The 16903-nt window shown below is 59.0% G+C and carries 17 protein-coding genes; 2 read left to right on the forward strand and 15 right to left on the reverse strand.

The window, feature by feature from the left end; all coding sequences use genetic code 11:
• The 3 genes from AB6729_RS17345 to AB6729_RS17355 are packed head-to-tail and all read right to left on the reverse strand — an operon-like array spanning nucleotide 1 to nucleotide 2941.
• On the reverse strand, nucleotides 1-894 hold the full coding sequence (locus AB6729_RS17345) for an undecaprenyl-diphosphate phosphatase (RefSeq protein ID WP_371082916.1): 894 nt from the start codon (nucleotides 892-894) through the stop codon (nucleotides 1-3).
• A gap of 18 nt (nucleotides 895-912) precedes the next feature.
• Nucleotides 913-1896 carry a tol-pal system YbgF family protein gene (locus AB6729_RS17350; RefSeq protein ID WP_371082917.1) on the reverse strand — a complete coding sequence of 328 codons (984 nt, stop codon included), beginning with the start codon at nucleotides 1894-1896 and terminating at the stop codon, nucleotides 913-915.
• A gap of 19 nt (nucleotides 1897-1915) precedes the next feature.
• Complete coding sequence (locus AB6729_RS17355; RefSeq protein ID WP_371082918.1) at nucleotides 1916-2941, reverse strand: threonine/serine dehydratase; 1026 nt, start codon at nucleotides 2939-2941, stop codon at nucleotides 1916-1918.
• Nucleotides 2942-3059: 118 nt separating this feature from the next.
• Between AB6729_RS17355 and AB6729_RS17360 the strand changes: the two genes are divergently transcribed.
• The gene (locus AB6729_RS17360; protein WP_371082919.1) at nucleotides 3060-3704 is read left to right on the forward strand and encodes an epoxyqueuosine reductase QueH; all 645 of its coding nucleotides are present in this window, start codon (nucleotides 3060-3062) and stop codon (nucleotides 3702-3704) included.
• A gap of 110 nt (nucleotides 3705-3814) precedes the next feature.
• Nucleotides 3815-4471 (forward strand): carbonic anhydrase, encoded by a 657-nt coding sequence (locus tag AB6729_RS17365; RefSeq protein ID WP_371082920.1) that lies wholly within the window; start codon nucleotides 3815-3817, stop codon nucleotides 4469-4471.
• Between the two features lie 9 nt (nucleotides 4472-4480).
• Here the strand turns inward: AB6729_RS17365 and AB6729_RS17370 are convergent, their stop codons facing one another.
• The 12 genes from AB6729_RS17370 to AB6729_RS17425 all read right to left on the reverse strand — a co-directional run bounded on the left by AB6729_RS17370 (nucleotide 4481) and on the right by AB6729_RS17425 (nucleotide 16901).
• Complete coding sequence (locus AB6729_RS17370; RefSeq protein WP_371082921.1) at nucleotides 4481-4981, reverse strand: DUF2165 family protein; 501 nt, start codon at nucleotides 4979-4981, stop codon at nucleotides 4481-4483.
• Nucleotides 4982-5150: 169 nt separating this feature from the next.
• Entirely contained in the window at nucleotides 5151-6605 is a 1455-nt protein-coding gene (locus AB6729_RS17375) for a hypothetical protein (RefSeq protein ID WP_371082922.1), read from the reverse strand.
• A gap of 347 nt (nucleotides 6606-6952) precedes the next feature.
• Entirely contained in the window at nucleotides 6953-8614 is a 1662-nt protein-coding gene (locus AB6729_RS17380) for a ribonuclease J (RefSeq protein WP_371082923.1), read from the reverse strand.
• 130 nt (nucleotides 8615-8744) lie between these two features.
• Nucleotides 8745-9581, reverse strand: coding sequence for a 2,3,4,5-tetrahydropyridine-2,6-dicarboxylate N-succinyltransferase (locus AB6729_RS17385; protein WP_371082924.1), 837 nt, complete (start codon nucleotides 9579-9581; stop codon nucleotides 8745-8747).
• Between the two features lie 80 nt (nucleotides 9582-9661).
• Complete coding sequence (locus AB6729_RS17390) at nucleotides 9662-10147, reverse strand: hypothetical protein (protein WP_371082925.1); 486 nt, start codon at nucleotides 10145-10147, stop codon at nucleotides 9662-9664.
• Nucleotides 10148-10227: 80 nt separating this feature from the next.
• On the reverse strand, nucleotides 10228-11124 hold the full coding sequence (gene dapA, locus AB6729_RS17395; protein ID WP_371082926.1) for a 4-hydroxy-tetrahydrodipicolinate synthase: 897 nt from the start codon (nucleotides 11122-11124) through the stop codon (nucleotides 10228-10230).
• 43 nt (nucleotides 11125-11167) lie between these two features.
• Complete coding sequence (locus tag AB6729_RS17400; RefSeq protein WP_371082927.1) at nucleotides 11168-11788, reverse strand: TMEM175 family protein; 621 nt, start codon at nucleotides 11786-11788, stop codon at nucleotides 11168-11170.
• 9 nt (nucleotides 11789-11797) lie between these two features.
• Nucleotides 11798-13048 carry an aminopeptidase gene (locus tag AB6729_RS17405; protein WP_371082928.1) on the reverse strand — a complete coding sequence of 417 codons (1251 nt, stop codon included), beginning with the start codon at nucleotides 13046-13048 and terminating at the stop codon, nucleotides 11798-11800.
• A gap of 119 nt (nucleotides 13049-13167) precedes the next feature.
• Nucleotides 13168-13845 carry a 4-hydroxy-tetrahydrodipicolinate reductase gene (locus AB6729_RS17410; RefSeq protein ID WP_371082929.1) on the reverse strand — a complete coding sequence of 226 codons (678 nt, stop codon included), beginning with the start codon at nucleotides 13843-13845 and terminating at the stop codon, nucleotides 13168-13170.
• 81 nt (nucleotides 13846-13926) lie between these two features.
• The gene (lysC, locus tag AB6729_RS17415) at nucleotides 13927-15396 is read right to left on the reverse strand and encodes a lysine-sensitive aspartokinase 3 (RefSeq protein WP_371082930.1); all 1470 of its coding nucleotides are present in this window, start codon (nucleotides 15394-15396) and stop codon (nucleotides 13927-13929) included.
• On the reverse strand, nucleotides 15393-16514 hold the full coding sequence (gene asd, locus AB6729_RS17420; RefSeq protein ID WP_371082931.1) for an aspartate-semialdehyde dehydrogenase: 1122 nt from the start codon (nucleotides 16512-16514) through the stop codon (nucleotides 15393-15395). Before asd ends, lysC begins: the two co-directional genes overlap by 4 nt.
• A gap of 81 nt (nucleotides 16515-16595) precedes the next feature.
• Nucleotides 16596-16901, reverse strand: a complete 306-nt coding sequence (locus tag AB6729_RS17425; RefSeq protein WP_371082932.1) for a hypothetical protein — start codon at nucleotides 16899-16901, stop codon at nucleotides 16596-16598.
• Between the last annotated feature and the right edge of the window lie 2 nt (nucleotides 16902-16903).

A 16903-nucleotide genomic window follows, 5' to 3' on the forward strand; every position in this document is an offset into this window, starting at 1 on the left:
TTACAGCAGCACGCCGGGATGCGCGTGGAGCCAGTAAAGAATCACTGCGCCCACAATGATGCGGTAGATGGCGAAGATAGCGAAGCCCCGGGTGCGCACCCACGACAGGAACCACGCCACCACCACGTAGGCCACCACAAACGAAACGGCCATGCCGATGATGAGGACGATCCAGCGTTCCGGTCCCATCACCAGCGGTGTGAGAGCCTCTGCGCCCTGTGCTGCGATGTCCTTTGCGCTGGGATGGATTGCCTTCAACAGCGAATAACCGGTGGCGGCCATCATGGTCGGAATGGAGAGCAGGAACGAGAACTCCAGCGCGGCGGGGCGATCCATGCCCACGATCTGACCCGCGGCAATGGTGCTCATGGAGCGCGAGGTACCGGGTACAACGGCGGACAGCACCTGGCAGATGCCGATCCAGATGGCCTGCGGCAGGGTCATGTCCTCCACATGCGTGGTGGAGGGTTCGCGGCGCGATGCCCAGAAATCCACGGCCCACATGATGATGCCGCCGATAAGCAGCGCCAGTGCGATGACCGTCATGTTCTCAAGGTTCTCGCCGATCTTTTTCGTCAGCAGCTTTGCCGGCAACGCCGTGCAGACGAAGGCGATGAGCGTGAGCGAGATGGGGTGCGTCAACCATGTCTTGTCGCCACGTTCGCCCTGCGGGAAGGTGTGGAAATAACGCACGATGCGCAGCAGGAAGAAGAGCAGCAGCGCCAGGATGGCTCCAAGCTGGATGACGATGGTGTACATCTTCCAGAACGGGTCGGCCAGCGGGATGTGCAGCAGCGCTTCGGTGATGCGAAGGTGCGCGGTGGAACTGACCGGCAGGAACTCGGTGAGGCCTTCAACGATGCCAAGGATGATGGAAAGAATGTATGCGTTCAAAGGGCCTTCACCAGCGGTTTAGTCGCGGTCACTGCCGTAAATGGCAATGCCTTGCTCCACTCTGTATACCAGACTGATGGCCCGAATCGTGTAGTCACTGTTGGGGAAGTTCTGTACCAGACGGTCACGAAGCTGGTGCACGCGCTGCGTTGCGACGTCTGCCTTCTTCTTGTTTTCTTCCGCCGAGTACATGGTCACCAGCACGCCTTGACGATAAGCGGCGTTCCAGAGCGCCTCGGCGGTCCTGGGGCCGTCTGGGAAAGCGTCGGCGTATTTGGCGTACAACTCGGTTTCGCGTTCCGGGCATTTGGTCAGGCCCTGCCAGTCGCCGCAGATTTTGATGTCCAGCAGATCGAAGGCGGCCAGCGCAGGATATTTGCCGGTGCCGGTCTTCACGATGCGCTCCAGGTCTTTCTGATAGAGCTTTGGACGCATGTTGGGGTCGGGGTCTTTCCACGACGGCAGAGTGGAAGCGTCAAACTTCGCTTCCTGCCAGCGGACGTCGGCGGAGCGCCATTGTGCTTCGGGAGCTAGCGGCGACGAAGGGAAGTATTCGTAGACGCGGCGATAGAGCAGGTAAGCCGAACCGACGGCGGTCTTGGGTGCATGCGGTTCGCTGGCAGCGGCTTCCCAGGTGGCGGCCGCGCCGAAGATCAGCTTGTCGCCGTTGGGTGTGGCGGAGGTTACGATGCCCTTGCCCTTGATCCAGCCGGAGCGCGGGATGCTGCCTTCGTCGGTGGAGAACTCCGGTTCGTCGTCTGTTTCGGAGCGCTCCTGGATATCGGTGTTTGCGAAGATGGACACCCACGGGCCGCTCTTTTCATTCACCACGATCTCGTGTCCGGGCGTGACCGTGCTGACGCGCTGCGAGTTGGCGTCGGGCGCGACATAGACATCGGCCGTATGCAACACCACGCCGCGTCGGGCGTCAGGCGCGACCTGTTTTTGTGCCAGGGCGACGGTCGGAAGAGTGAGGCAAAGTGCAACGACAAACTTGCGCATACGTTTTCTTAGACGACGATTATGCTTCGACGGTCAGCAGTTCTTCCTTCAGAGCAGGGTCAATGTTGCCGCCACTGACCACGACGACGATCTTCTTCGCTTCCGGCAGGCGATCGCTGTGGAACAATGCTGCGGCCAGCGTAACCGCACCGCTGGGTTCGGGAACGATATCTGTGGCCAGCAGCAGGACGCGCGTGGCCTCCAGAATTTCGTCTTCCGTGACGGTGACGATGCCGTCCACGAATTTCAGGATGTGCTGGAAGTTGCGTTCGCCCAGGCTTTGTGTGCGCAGGCCGTCGGCAATGGTGCGCGTGGTCTCACTGCCGGGCCATTCGATGAGTTCCTTCTTGTAGAAACTCTCGGTGGCATCACCGGCAAGCTCCGGTTCGCATCCCCAGACTTTGGCGCTGCTGCCGGAAAGCTTGATGCCAGAGGCGACGCCGCTGAGCAGACCTCCGCCGCTGACGGGCGAGAGTATAAGGTCGGCGTCGGCGGCTTGTTCGGCAATCTCAAGTCCGCAGGTAGCCTGTCCGGCAATGATGTATGGATCGTCATACGGCGGCACCATCACGTAGCCGTACTGCGCGACGAGCTCTTCAGCTTTCTGTTTGCGTTCGCTGCTGGCAGGGCCTACAAGGACAACTTCGCCGCCCAAAGCCTTCGTGGCTTCGCGCTTGTTGATGGGTGCAGATTCCGGCATGACGATGACGGCCTTTGCACCCATTGCGCGGCCTGCATAGGCGACACCCTGCGCGTGGTTGCCGCTGCTGTAGGTAATGACGCCGCGGCTGCGCTCTTCATCCGTGAGCGAGGCGACCTTGTTGTACGCGCCGCGCAGTTTAAAGCTGCCAATGGGCTGTTCGTTCTCAGCCTTCAGCCAGATTTCGCTGTGTAGCGGAATGTCGAATCCGGCGGCGGCCATGCGCTTTGGATCGAGCCGGTAAAGGCCTGTGCGGACACAGGTTCCGGCGATGCGTTCGCGTGCAGCGTGAATGTCGGCAAGAGTGATGAGCGGCTCACTGGGCATGGGACTATTGTCGCGCATTTGCGGTGGGTGCAAGAAAACAAGCGAATTGGCGGACGATTCGGTATCCTAAAGAACAGGTTCGCGAGACGTTTCACCCATAACTTTTGAGCGAGTCTCTCATCGAAGCAGGAGCACAATGCAGCAGCGCGTCAAACTCGAACTGCCGGAGGGGAAGAGCAATCTTCTTCTGCACTCGTGTTGCGCGCCGTGTTCTGGCGAGGTGATGGAGACGATGGTCGAATCGGGCATCCGCTTCTCGCTGTTCTTCTATAACCCCAATATCCATCCGCGCCGCGAGTATGAACTGCGCAAGGAAGAGAATGTCGACTTCTGCAAGAAGATGGATATCCCGTTCATTGATGCGGACTACGACATGGACAACTGGTTCGCGCGCGTGAAGGGCATGGAGAATGAACCGGAGCGCGGTATCCGATGTACGGAATGCTTTGAGATGCGCTTCGAGCGCACGGCGCTCTACGCGGCGGAACATGGTTTCGACATCATCTCCAGTTCGTTGGGAATCTCTCGCTGGAAAGACTTCAAGCAGGTGACGGGTGCAGGCGTAAAAGCTGCCTCACGCTATGCGGAGTTACAGTACTGGGAGTACAACTGGCGCAAGGGCGGCGGGGCATCGCGCATGATCGAAATCAGCAAGCGCGAAAACTTCTACCAGCAGGAATACTGCGGCTGCGCTTACTCGCTGCGCGATACCAATCTGGTGCGCATCTCCAATGGGCGTGAGCCGATTCGTATGGGTGAGAAGTTTTACGGCATGGAGTAGTGAAAGCTTTCCGGGTTTCTGCTGCTGTGCTTTCAGCAAATTCAATTCCAGTAACCCAGTGAATCAATCGTAAAATCATCCCGAAGTCATTCCCGGTAGACGAGGTAAGTATGGCCACCGAGGTTTCCCGACGCACCTTCTTAGCTGGTATCGCTGCGACCGGTGTCGTCGCAAAGACAGCAGGCGCACAGGTAGCAAACGGGATGAGTCCCGATGCAGCGTTGTCGAGGCTGATGGAAGGCAATCGCAGATTTGCCAAGGATCAGCTCACCAGCATTGAACAGGACCTGAAGCTGCTTAAGGAACACACGGTGGACAAGCAGGAACCGTTTGCAGCTGTGCTCTCCTGCTCGGATTCACGCGTACCCGTGGAGCTTGTGTTCGACCAGACGATTGGTCACATTTTTGTGGCACGTGTTGCGGGGAACATCATCAACGCTGAGATTATTGGTAGTCTGGAGTATGGAGCGGCGGTGCTCGGCGTGAAGATGCTGCTGGTGATGGGCCATGCGAACTGTGGTGCTGTTAAGGCAGCGCTGGCAAAGAAGCCTGTACCGGGGCAGATTGCTTCACTGTATTCCCATCTGGAGGCGGCCGTGGCGTCGGCAGGTGGCGGCGTAGAAGAGACCATCAAGAAAAATGCTGTCATACAGGCCAATCTGCTGGCAAAGACTTCGACCGTGCTGGCTCCGATGGTGAAAGAAGGCAAGCTGAAAATTCAAGCTGCTTACTATGACGTGGGCACAGGTGTGGTGACGCTGCTCTGACAAGGTCGTTTAGTCATTTTCCGGTAGCAACACGATGACCAGCAGAATGCCTTCGATGGTCACCATGCGAAAGGCTGCTTCCTGTCCGTTCCATATTCTTGATTGCCACATCAGGAACCACTCCGCACCTATTTCCAGAAACGCCACCAGCCACAGCAGCATGCCTGCTGTAAGCGCTAGGACACCGACCGCTCGCGCCTGCGAGAAGACCTGCGGTGTGGCGTTGCGCGCACGGAACATGGCCACTGCAGCCCGCCAGCACAGCATCATGTTCAGTGCTTCATACGCAATGATGCCAAGATAAAAGACCAGGTGCATCCATGCGGGATGCAGTGCGCGCCACATGCCCCTGTTGCCCGGGAAAGTGGTGTCCATGTCCAGTACGTGATGCACGAACTGATAGTTCGATTGGGAGTCCGTGATGTTATTGAAGACCACCAGCGTAAAGAAGAACGCCATGGCAGCCATCAAGACGGATTTGGCAAGCCGGACAGTGGGCGTGAAGTGCAAGGAATGGCATCCTGGATCGTCGTGGTGCAATTGAGAATCAGATCATATCGCTACGGCTGATGCGCCATGCGTAAAACTTTGAATGAACTTCATTATTGGAATGAGCGGAACGTCTGCGATAAATGCGAAGGCGACCCTTGCGGGCCGCCTTTTGTGTTTGTGGATGTGTTTAGAAGTTGCGAGCGTAGGTATCTCTTGGTAAGCCGGATTGCCGTGCGCGGTTGCGGAGTGCGAATGCGCTGGAGGAATCCAGCGGGCCGCCCAGTGCGACGAAGTAGGGTGCGTGACCGGTGGGGGAGAAGACCTGCGGCTGCAGGTTCATGTACTTCTGCTGGAGTTGCAGGGCTTTGGCCTGCGCCTGTTGCTCGTGGTTATACGTGTAAGCGATCACTCGCCAGCCTGCTTGTGCTGTTGAGCTGAGCAGCGACGTCGTTGCAGAAGGTGCAGCCGCGCTGGCGGTGGATGGTTGTGGTGCGGGTTGTGTTTCAACAGGCGCTTGCGCAACCACGGCAGCGTGGGCTTCTTCCGGTGTTGACTCGCTGTTGTGGAAGGTCATCCACAGCACAAAGGCGAGCGTTGCTGCGAGCGCGCCGGAAATCGAGTAGGCTTTGCGGCTGATGGGACGCGGCATGAGCGGGCGCAACCGCTGAAACATGCCGGAAGCAGCGGATTCTGTGCCCGCCTGATACCGTGGTTCATTGCGCAGGCTGCCGAGGCCGACGTCGAACGGATCTTCTGACTTCGCTGCGGATGGTTGTGTGCGGCGTGGTTCCGGTGCAGCAGCTTTCGCTGGTTCTTTGCGGTTTGCCAACTGTCCCAGTACAGCATCGGGAGAGTTCGCAACTACCTGCGGAGGTGCCTGCGGCTTTACAGTGCTGGGTGCCTCGCTTGCGGCAGCAGCAGTGGCAACGGGCGCTGGTTTTGCGATGGGTGCAGGCTTCTGGCTGTTCAGAATGTCGATCACACCCTGTGCTGTCACTGTGCCGTCGAGCGCGTTGGGAATGATGCGGTCCATGGGACTGGGCAGCTTCCTCGCGGATGATCCTTGCCATTCCAGTGCAAGGCAACGTAGCAGCAGCAGGCCCAGGTCGCGAATGTCGCGCTTGCGCAGTTCCTCACGTGATTCGGGGGTGTCCGCTTCAAAATCGCCGATGCATTCGCGGACGCAGTCACTGCGCAGCTTCACCACTTCGCCGTGCGCGTAGACGTTGGAGGCATCCACGTGCTCATGGATCAGTTCGGCGTCGTGGAGTGCGGCAAGCGCGCCTGCCACTGCCTCTGCCACTTCCTTTGTTTCATCGAGTGTCAACGCGCGGTCACGCAGCACGTCCGCCAGGCTGGCATCGATGGGTTCCAGCAGGCAGCAGGCCAGTGGGACACCGTCAAATGTGATCTGCCCGGAGTGCTTGATGGCCTGCAGGTTGGCGTGCGTGACAGCAGAGATTTTTCGCCATCGGCCAACGAGTTCACTTTCATCAAAGTGCGACTCGGTCAGGCGCAGCAGAGCTGGCTGGCCATCGGGCGTGGTGGTGCTGAAGAAGGCGCTACGACCCTCCGAGCGGAGTAGCCGGAGAATGGGATAACCGGCAATAACATTGCCTTCGTATTCGGTCCATAGGTGCATACGTCACGATCCTGCGAGTGAAGTCTCAAGGGATCGTCTGCACGTTATTCACCAAAGCGAATCGATAGTATTCATGCGGTATTTCGTTTGGTCTGCTGTATTCGATCAGGAAATTCCTGCCGGCATTTCGTCAGGTTTGGGAAGATAATCGGCATCTTTTGAGATACTGCGTCACCTGCCGCCTTCGTATTTCGTGAACATTGCTTATGCTTCGGTGAAAGAAGAAAGTCTCTCACTCAACTTGCTACCCTGAAGATCCACACAACCGAGAACCAGGTGTAGCAGGGTAAATAGAAATGCCGCCACGAATCTTCGAGGCGGCATTTCATTTTTAGCGACGAGATTGATCAAATTTCCAGAATCACCGGCATAATCATGGGTCTGCGCTGGGTGTTTTTCTGGATGTAGCGCTTCAGGTCTGCGCGGATTTTTTCCTTGATCAGCATCCAGTCGCGCTTTTCTTCTGCGCTGCTCTCTTCCAGCGTGCGGCCGATGATGTTGCGGGCGTCGGACATGATGCCTTCTTCGTTCACGGCGAAGCCGCGCGTTACGATCTCTGGCGGTCCGGCCTGCTTGCCCGTCATCTTGTCGATGGTGATGATGGCCAGGACGAGGCCTGCTTCGCTCAGATGGCGGCGGTCGCGGATGATGATGTCTTCGACGACGTCGGCCGTGGAGCCGGAGTCGATGAGGATGCGTCCGCTGGCGACTTTGCCGGTCTTCTCGATGGTCTGGCCTGTGAGTTCCAGGACTTCGCCATCTTCAATGAGCATTGCCTTTTCCGGAATGCCGGTGCCTACGGCGATTTCAACGTGCTGCGTCAGGTGGCGATAGTCTCCATGGACGGGCACGAAGAACTTGGGCCGCAGCAGGTTGATCATCAGTCGCAGTTCTTCCTGCGATGCGTGGCCGCTGACGTGGATGAGGCCGCTCTTGCCGTCGTCGTGGATCACCTTGGCCTTGCGACGGTAAAGATGGTCGATGACGTTGTAGATGGGCTTTTCGTTGCCGGGGATAACGCGCGAGGAGAACAGCACGGTGTCGCCGGGTTCAATGCGGGCGTGCTTGTGGTTGTCCACGGCGGCGCGGCTGAGCGCGGACATGGGTTCGCCCTGCGTTCCGCTGATGAGCACGCAGACCTGTTCCGGCGGCAGATCCTTGATCTGGCCGCTGTGGATGAGGAGGCCCTGCGGCGGATCGATGTAGCCCAGATCCATGGCGATTTCCGTGGAGTTGTCCATGGAGCGGCCAATGAGCGCGACCTTGCGGTTGTGCTTGTGGGCCAGTTCCATCGCCAGCTTGATGCGATGGATGGACGACGAGAAGCAGGAGAAGAAGAGGCGCTTCTCTGTGCGCGCAAAGATTTCGTCCAGCCGCGGCTTCACGGCCAGTTCGCCGGGGGTGTAGCCGGGGCGGTCGCAGTTGGTGCTGTCCTGCAGCAGAAGGAGGACGCCTTCCTTGCCCAGTTCCGCGAAGGAGTGCAGGTCAAAGGGCTTACCGTCGGGCGAACTGAGGTCGATCTTGAAGTCGCCGGTGTGGACGACGATACCCACGGGGGTGCGGATGGCCAGCGCCACGCAGTCCACCAGCGAATGAGTGACGCGGATGGGCGAAATCTTGAACGGCCCCAGGACGAAGCTTTCGCCGGGCAGCATCTCGACCAGGTCGGCGTCGTCCAGCAGCTTGTGCTCTTCGAGCTTGCCTTCCACGTAGGTCAGCGTGAACTCTGTGCCGTAGACGGGCACGTTCAACTGCGACAGGATGCGCGGCAGGCCGCCGATGTGGTCCTCGTGGCCGTGCGTGAGGACGATGCCGCGGACCTTGTCGCGGTTTTCCAGCAGGAAGGTGATGTCTGGCACAACGATGTCGACGCCGAGGAGGTCGTCTTCAGGGAACATCAGGCCGGCGTCAATGACGACAATGTCGTCCTTCCACTGGATGGCCATGCAGTTCATACCGAACTCGCCCAGGCCGCCCAGCGGGATTACTCTCAGTGTTTCGTTACCCATGGACTTTCAGGTTAGCACCTCAGGTTGTTGCCGATGCCCCTTTTGCAGGGGATTCCGGTCTGACGAACAGTGCAAAGCCCGGCTTTGGAGCCGGGCTTTGAGGGTCTTTGGAAGGATTTAGTTGACCGATTTAGCGCAGCAGGTCTTCCAGAGCGAGCGAAAGTTCGGTCTTTTCGTCTCGGTACTTCACGATGATGGGGGTGTAGACGCTGAGGCCTTCCACACCGGGTTTGGTGATGGCGCGCGAACCGGGGACGACAACCGCGCCCGCCGGGATGATGAGTGGGGTGTCTGCCGTGGCCTTGATAACGATGTTATTCACCACGTCATAGACCGGTGTGCCGCGGGTCAGGATGGTTCCGGCGGCCAGAACGGCCTTGCTGCGTACGATGGTTCCTTCGTACACGCCGGTGTTTCCACCGACCAGAACGTCGTCTTCAATGATGACGGGCGTCGCGTTGACAGGTTCCAGAACGCCGCCGATCTGGGCTGCGGCAGAGAGATGAACGCGCTTGCCAATCTGCGCACAGGAGCCGACCAGGGCGTGCGAGTCGACCATGGTGCCTTCGTCGACGTAGGCACCCACGTTGACGTAGGCGGGCGGCATCATCACCACAGATTTCGCAAGGTATGCGCCGGCGCGAACGCTGGAACCGCCGGGAACCACGCGGATGCCCTGTTCCGCGGTAAAGGTGCGCGCGGGGTAGGTGTGCTTGTCGACGAAGGAGCCTGCCGCCATCTCAATCAGGTTGCCGAGGCGGAAACCAAGCAGGATGCCGCGCTTGACCCATGCATTGACCTTCCAGCCAATGGGACTGGTGGCGTCTGGCTCGGCGGAACGGAGCGTCCCGGCTTCCAGCGCGTCGCGGAGTTCGTTGAAGGCGATAAGAGAATTCGGGTCTGCGGCAGCGGATGCGCCAAGAGAAAACGCATGTTCGATGCGCTGTTCCAGATCATTCAAAGGCATAGGGAAAGTTTACCAAGCAGAAAGAAGCGGGCCATCGCCGTGAAGACGATGGCCCGTTGTAATTGCCCAGAGAATGAGTTTTAGTGATGGCCGTCGTGTCCACCGCCACCGCCGGGATGGCCGCCACCGCCGCCGGGACCACCGTGACCGCTGAAGCCCGGTGCGTGCTCGCCTTCTGGCCCATGCGGTGCGTTGCCGATGTGGCCACGTCCGTCGCGTGCTTCATTACCGTGGAAGTTGTTAAACGGTGCTGCGCCACGACCGGGCAGTGGTCCACGATAGCCGTAGTGTGGGTCATAGCGGTTGTCCACGTGGCCGTAGAAACCGTGTGGTCCGTGGAACCACGGGCCCGCACCGATGAAAATGCCGCTGGCGAACCAGTCCGGGCCGTAATAGCCATATGGTGCGCAATCATAGGGTGCGTAGTCAAAGTAGCCGTAAGGGCAGACGGGTGCGGGGCCGATGTTGACGCCGACAGAAACCTGCGCGTGATCCGTGCTGGGAGCAGCCAATGTCAGGGCGGCGATGGCCACCGCAGACAGGCTAAAGGTTTTCCAGGAAGCCATGATGTATAACTCCTCTCGCTATCGTTTGATAGCAGAGGAAGAACGCTTCGTTGTGGCGTCATTCTGAGCCAGCAGATGTTTTAAAGCAGGTTGAGCTCAGCGGCGATATCGCGAAGTTGTGCACGGGTCTTTTCGCCAACGGGGATCATCGGCAGACGAAGCGCGTCGCCTGCAATGCTCTTCATCTCTGCCAGCAGCGCCTTGGTGGGCGCAGGATTCGGTTCGGCGAAGAGGATCGTGTTCAGCGCGTGAACCCGCTTTGCAGCTTTGAAGGCGGCCTCGCGATTGCCGGAAAGCGCAGCAGTTATGACTGCCTTTACTTCCCTGGGAGCAACATTCGAAGCCACAGAGATCAGCCCCACGCCACCACCCGCGATGATGGGCAGTGCCAGGTAATCGTCACCCGAGAAGACGGCAAAGTTCGCAGGCTTGATGGTGAGCAGTTCGCCGATCTGTGCAAGGTTGCCGCTGGATTCCTTGATGCCGACGACGTTCTGTAACTCCGCCAGACGCACGACAGTTTCCGGAAGCAGGTTTGCGGCGGTGCGTCCGGGGATGTTGTAGAGCAGCACCGGCAGCGGCGCAACGGCGTCCGCGATAGCCTTGAAGTGCAGATACTGGCCCTGCTGCGTTGGCTTGTTGTAATACGGGTTGGCGGTCAGGATGCCGCTCAGGCCTTGGATCTTTGCAATGCGTCGTGCGCGCGCCACGGCTTCGCGTGTGCTGTTGTGCGTGCATCCGGCCACAACGGGGATGCGTCCGGCAACAGCTTCAATCGCAGTGGCGATAACTGCATCGGTCTCGTCTTCGGTGAGTGTGCTGGCTTCGCCGGTAGAACCGCAGGCCACCAGGAAATCGACGCCGCCTGCGATCTGCTTCTCCACCAATTTCTTCAGCGAGGCGTGATCGACGCTCTCGTCTGGGTGAAAAGGGGTGATGATCGCAGTGCCGAGTCCGTGAAAAATTGCAGGTTCCATGCCACTGTTGAGTGTATCGCGAACAGTGGCAAAACCACGCCGGTTAGTCACACCGATTGAGGTAACGGATGCCACCCTCGGGGTGCCGTGTGCCGAACTTCGGTGCAATCCAGATCAGCGTCACGATCAGGTTTAGCGCAAGCGACAGGATCGGCTTGTAAAACGCCATGGGGATGGCGGCAACGTAAAGCACGATGCTGGTTGCGTGTTTGATGGCCTCGCTGACGTCCGCTTTGGGAATCTGCTCGCCCAGGCGTTTTCTCAGATTGTCGACGGCTGCACGCAGCAGGAAAAATCCCATGCCCGCAAGCAGCATGATGCCCGCATAGAGCGCAGTTGAGAACGAGTCGAAGTGGTGCTCCTCCACGTAATCCGTGAAAAAGGGTACGAACGAAACGCAGAAGAGCCAGAGCAGGTTGGCCCAAAGCACGCGATAGTTCACCACCTCAATGCGTCCCACCACATCGTGATGGTTGACCCAGTAGATGGCAATCATCAGGAAGCTGAGAGCATAAATGCCAAGCCGCGGCAGGATGCTGAGGAAGCCCGGCAATCCATGCGCTTCCGGCACGTGAAGCTCCAACACCATGATGGTGATGATGACGGCAATGACGCCGTCACTGAACGCTTCCAATCGTGTGGACTTCATCTCATGCGCAGGCATGGCGGCAGCTTACACCCACTCGCCGCTACGCATCAGCGGTTCCTCGGTGCCGTCTGCGCGGACGCCGTCCACATTCATCTCGCCGGAGCCAATCATCCAGTCCACGTGGATCAGGCTGCTGTTGGCGCCCTTACTGTTCAGCGTGGTTTCGTTCAGGTTTTCGCCGTCGATGATACAGGTGGCGTACGCCTGTCCCAGTGCGATGTGGCTGGCTGCGTTCTCATCGAACAGCGTGTTCCAGAAGAGCAGACCACTTTGTGCAATGGGCGATGAGTGCGGCACGAGCGCTACTTCACCCAGGTGGCTTGCACCTTCATCTACGGCGATGAGTTTCTTCAACGCTTCTTCACCAGCGGTGGCGTGTGCTTCCACGATCTTGCCGTTTTCAAAGCGGACGCTGATGTTCTCAATCAGCGTGCCCTGATGGGAGAGCGGCTTCGATGCGGTAACGGTGCCGTTCACGCGGTCCTTATGCGGCGTGGTGAAGCATTCTTCCGTGGGGATGTTCGCGTTGCAGAAGATGCCGTTGCCGCATACACCACCACCACCGGCCCACAGATGATCGTCCGCAAGACCCACAACAAGATCGGTGCCGGGGCCGCGGAAGTGCAGTGCGTGATAGCGCTTTTCATTCAGCAACGCTACACGCTTCATGATGTTTTCGCCGTGGTCTTTCCAGTCCTGCACCGGATCGTCGCCCGTGATGCGCGATGCGGAAAAGATGGCATCCCACAGGCGCGCGACGGCTTCGTTCTCCGGCAGGTCAGGGAACACAAGCCTGGCCCATGCGGGAGTGGCCCCGGCAAGGATGCTCCAGTTAATGGTGTGGCGTGTGACCAACTCCATCGCGGGCTTACTGGCTTTGGAGGCCGCCACATTTGCGCGGTTGATCTTATCCGGGTCCTGTCCCTTCAACAGCGCCGGGTTTGCGCCGGTGATGCCGAGTCGCGCGGCACCGCTGCGATAGGCTTCGGCGATGCCGTCGGCCAGCCACTTCGGTGTGAAGTCGAATGCGGCGTCCGGCGCGTTCTGATAACGCGCGAGCGTGGCCACGTCGTCCTGATAGAGCACCGTTACGGCGTATGCTCCAGCCTTGTATGCCTCTGCCACAACCTTGCGGATGAAGGGGATGTGATCGAGCGATGCGGTGACGACAACTTCCTGACCTTCGCGAAGATTCAGGCCAACGCGGACGGCAACAAGTGCAAGGCGGTCAAGCTTTTCATCGAAGGTGAGATTGGCAAACGGCTTGGTGGACATCGGTAAATTCCCTCAGGGGCTAAAGCCCCGTTGCTCGTAAGGCTAAATGGCCCGGCTAAAGCCGGGCCCCTTCAAAACAAGTAGACGGTGCTGCTTTAAATCTGCGTGAAGTAGCTGCTCTAAATCTGCGTGAAGATGTCGCGGAAGTCGTACACACCTTTGCGTGTGCTGAGCCACTCGGCGGCACGCACAGCACCTTCGGCAAAGCCGCGGCGGCCAAAGGCTTCATGGCGCAGGCTGAGCTTGTCGCCTGCGCTGATGGCTTCGGCAATGTGAATGCCTGCCACGTCGCCTTCGCGAATGGATTCGATCGGCACTTCACCTGCCGCGTTCATGGCCTGCTGAATGCTGACGGCGGTGCCGCTGGGCGCGTCCAGTTTCTGCGTATGGTGCGTCTCTTCAATCTTGAAGTCGTAGCCGTACTTCTTCAGCGAATCGGTCATCTGCCTGGCAAGCTGCAGCATCACCTGCACTCCAATGGAGTAGTTGGTGCCGTGTAGCAGCGCGGCATCCTTGCGAATGGCAAGTCCACTCATGTCATTCAGGTGCTGATACCAACCCGTTGTACCTACAACTACCTTCGCGCCCACGGCGAGGCACGCACGCAGGTTCGTCAGCACCGCTTCCGGCGTGGTGAAGTCAATGATGACATCGAAGCCTGCAACGAAGGGCGCAGTGAGTGCCGCGCCGCGCGGGTTTTCCTTCGCATCCAGAACGTGTACGCCGTGGCCGCGCTCTGTGGCGACCTCTGCTACCAGCTTGCCTGTCTTGCCGTGTCCCAGAACCAGCATCCGCATGGTTGGTTTCCTTCAGGGGCTAAGCCCCTTGTTGATGATTCGATGGAACGGCCCGGCCGAAGCCGGGCCCATTGAAAGCGCTTACTGCACCGTGATGCGTGCGGGTTCGTTTACTGGTGGCGTGCCGGTGGTGTTGGCGCGTGCGTCCAGGTCAAAGATGTTCGGGTCAGGATCGGCGAAGAAGGTGCTGTGCAGAGAACGGATCGCCTCCGATGCATCGTCTTCCTCGACCATGAAGCTCATGTTGATTTCGCTGGCGCCCTGCGAGATCATGCGCACGTTCACATGGCCAATCGCGGTGAATACCTTACCCGCAATGCCCGCGTGTCCGCGAATGTCTTCGCCAACAAGGCATACCAGCGCCTTGTTGCTTTCGTACTTCACGTCGGCAATCTTTGAAAGGTCTTCTGCAATCTGCGGCAGCTTGTCGCTGGTGTCCACCGTGACGGAGATGGAGACTTCCGAAGTGGAGACCATGTCGATGACGACCTTGTGCTTGTCGAAAACATCGAATACGGCCTTCAGATAGCCATGCGTCATCAGCATGCGGCTGGCCACGATGTCCACGATGGTCAGCTTCTTCTTTACCGCGATGCACTTGAACGGCGAACGGCACGGCGGCGCAACAGCGCTGATGCGTGTGCCTTCGTTTGCAGCGTTGCGGCTGTTGAGCACAAACACGGGAATGTTCAGCTGCACCGCAGGCAGGATCGTTGCAGGATGCAGTACCTTCGCGCCGAAGTAAGCGAGTTCCGCTGCTTCTTCAAACGAAATGGTCTTCACGCGCAACGCGTCTGAACAGATACGCGGATCGGTCGTCATGATGCCGTTGACATCGGTCCAGATTTCAATGGCGCCACCGTGCAGACCGCCGCCAACCAGCGCCGCAGAGAAGTCGCTACCACCGCGACCCAGTGTGGTGGTGATGCCTTTTTCAGTGGCGCCGATGAAGCCGCCCATCACGGGCGTCAGCCCCTGTTCAATCAATGGAAGCGCATGTTCCTTCAGGCGTGCTTCGATCAACGTTTCGTTGGGGATCGCTTTGCCATAGCTGTCGTCGGTGACGATGCAGTGGCGCGCGTCGAGATGTGTTCCCTTAATACCGGCTGCGTCGAATGCGGCGGCGACAATCTGGCTGCTGAGACGTTCGCCGTAGCTGACCACGTTGTCCGTGGTGCGCGGTGTCAGTTCACCTACAGCGGCGATGCCGCGCAGCAGATCGTCCAGATGATCGAAGTCATGCTGGATGTGATTCAGCAGTACGTTCAACTGCGGCTGCTTCGCCAGTTCGCCAGCGGTTTCCAGATGGCGCGAACGCAGACGTGCGGAGAGTGCCAGCGCGCCGGACTTGTCACCGTTACCCGCGGCAGCGGCAGCGGCCAGAAGCGTATCCGTCACCTTCGCCATCGCAGAGACAACCACAACGGCTTCCAGACCCTTTTCGCGGCGGCCACGCACAACGGCAGCGGTCCGACGGATTGCGGCTGCGTCTTCAACAGAAGTGCCGCCGAACTTCATCACAACGAGTTGCGGACGGGATGCAGTGCTCATGCGTTCACCAACACATTCTCGGCCAGCCCTGCGCCGGTCTGGGTATGCAGATGCTTGCCCGGCAACAGGTCCATCTTTGCGAGGACTTCCGCGTTCAGCACAGCGGCTCCTGCGGCTCCGCGCAGCGTGTTGTGGCTCAGCAGGACAAACTTCCAGTCCAGTAGTGGGCACTCGCGCAGACGGCCCACGGTGGTGCTCATGCCGTTGCCTGCACCCACGTCAAAGCGTGGCTGCGGACGATCCGGCGCGTCGGTAAAGATCACCGGCTGCACAGGCGCAGTGGGCAGATGATGCTGCGCCAGCGGCTGGAACTCGCTCCATGCAGCAAGGATTTCCTCGCGTGTGACCGGCTTCTTGAACTTGATGGAGACGCACTCCGTGTGGCCATCGATGACGGCAACGCGATTGCAGTGCGCGCTAACCTTCGCGGGCAACATGTCAATGCCATTGCCGTTGAACTTGCCCAGCAGCTTGCCCACTTCCTCCTGCAGCTTTTCCTCTTCGTTCTTGATGAAGGGAACCACGTTGCCCAGGATGTCCAGCGAAGGTACGCCAGGATAACCCGCTCCGCTGACGGCCTGCATGGTGCTGACAAAGAGCGACTCAATACCGAAGCGCTCTTCCAGCGGCTTCAGCGCAAGCACAAGGCCAATGGCAGAGCAGTTGGGGTTGGTGACAATGTAGCCGCCACTTGCAGAGGTATAAGCAGCCTGCTTCGTCAGCAGTGGCAGATGATCTGCGTTGACCTCCGGCACAACCAGCGGCACATCCGGCGTCATGCGGAAGGCCGACGAGTTGGAGATGACGGCGCATCCCGCATCCGCAAACAGCGGTTCCAGTTCCTGCGCAATGTCACTGTCCAGCGCGGCGAAGATGATCTTCGGCACGTTGCCGGTGTTGGCGGCAGGCGTGTTCGGCTGCAGCACCAGGTCTGCAATGCGTGCGGGCATGGGGGTGTCCAGCTTCCATTTGGCGGCGTCGGCGTAGCGTTTACCCGCCGAACGATCGCTTGCCGCAACCCACGTGATCTCAAACCACGGGTGTGCTTCCAGAAGTTGAATAAAGCGCTGGCCGACGGTACCGGTCGCGCCGAGAATCCCCACCTTGCGACGTTCCATTGTGTTCTGCAGTCCTTAATCCATACCGGATGTATCTGTTAAGGATACCGGATTGCAGCGGCAACGATCGAATTTCCGCTCTTAGTAATCCGTGGCGCGACGACGCGTGACGTAAACCGTCCGTGTCCGTGTTCCGAATGCGCCCCACGCGATCAACAGACCAACGGCATGAATCAGGAACCAGATGCTGAGACCCTGCGTGGTGTAAATCCAGAAAAGGATCAGAATGCGCGGAATCAGCAACGCCACCAGCGTGGGAATGAGGCTGATGACAAAGACATTCCCCGTGTGGCCCTGCAGGTACAGCGCCAGCAGCGAAAGCCGTGGCAGGAACAGGCTGAGGATGAGAAACCAAAGGGGAAGTCCCAGCGAATGGAGATCGGGCATGG

The sequence above is a fragment of the Terriglobus sp. RCC_193 genome, assembly GCF_041355105.1.
In the GTDB taxonomy this organism is placed as follows: Bacteria; Acidobacteriota; Terriglobia; order Terriglobales; family Acidobacteriaceae; genus Terriglobus.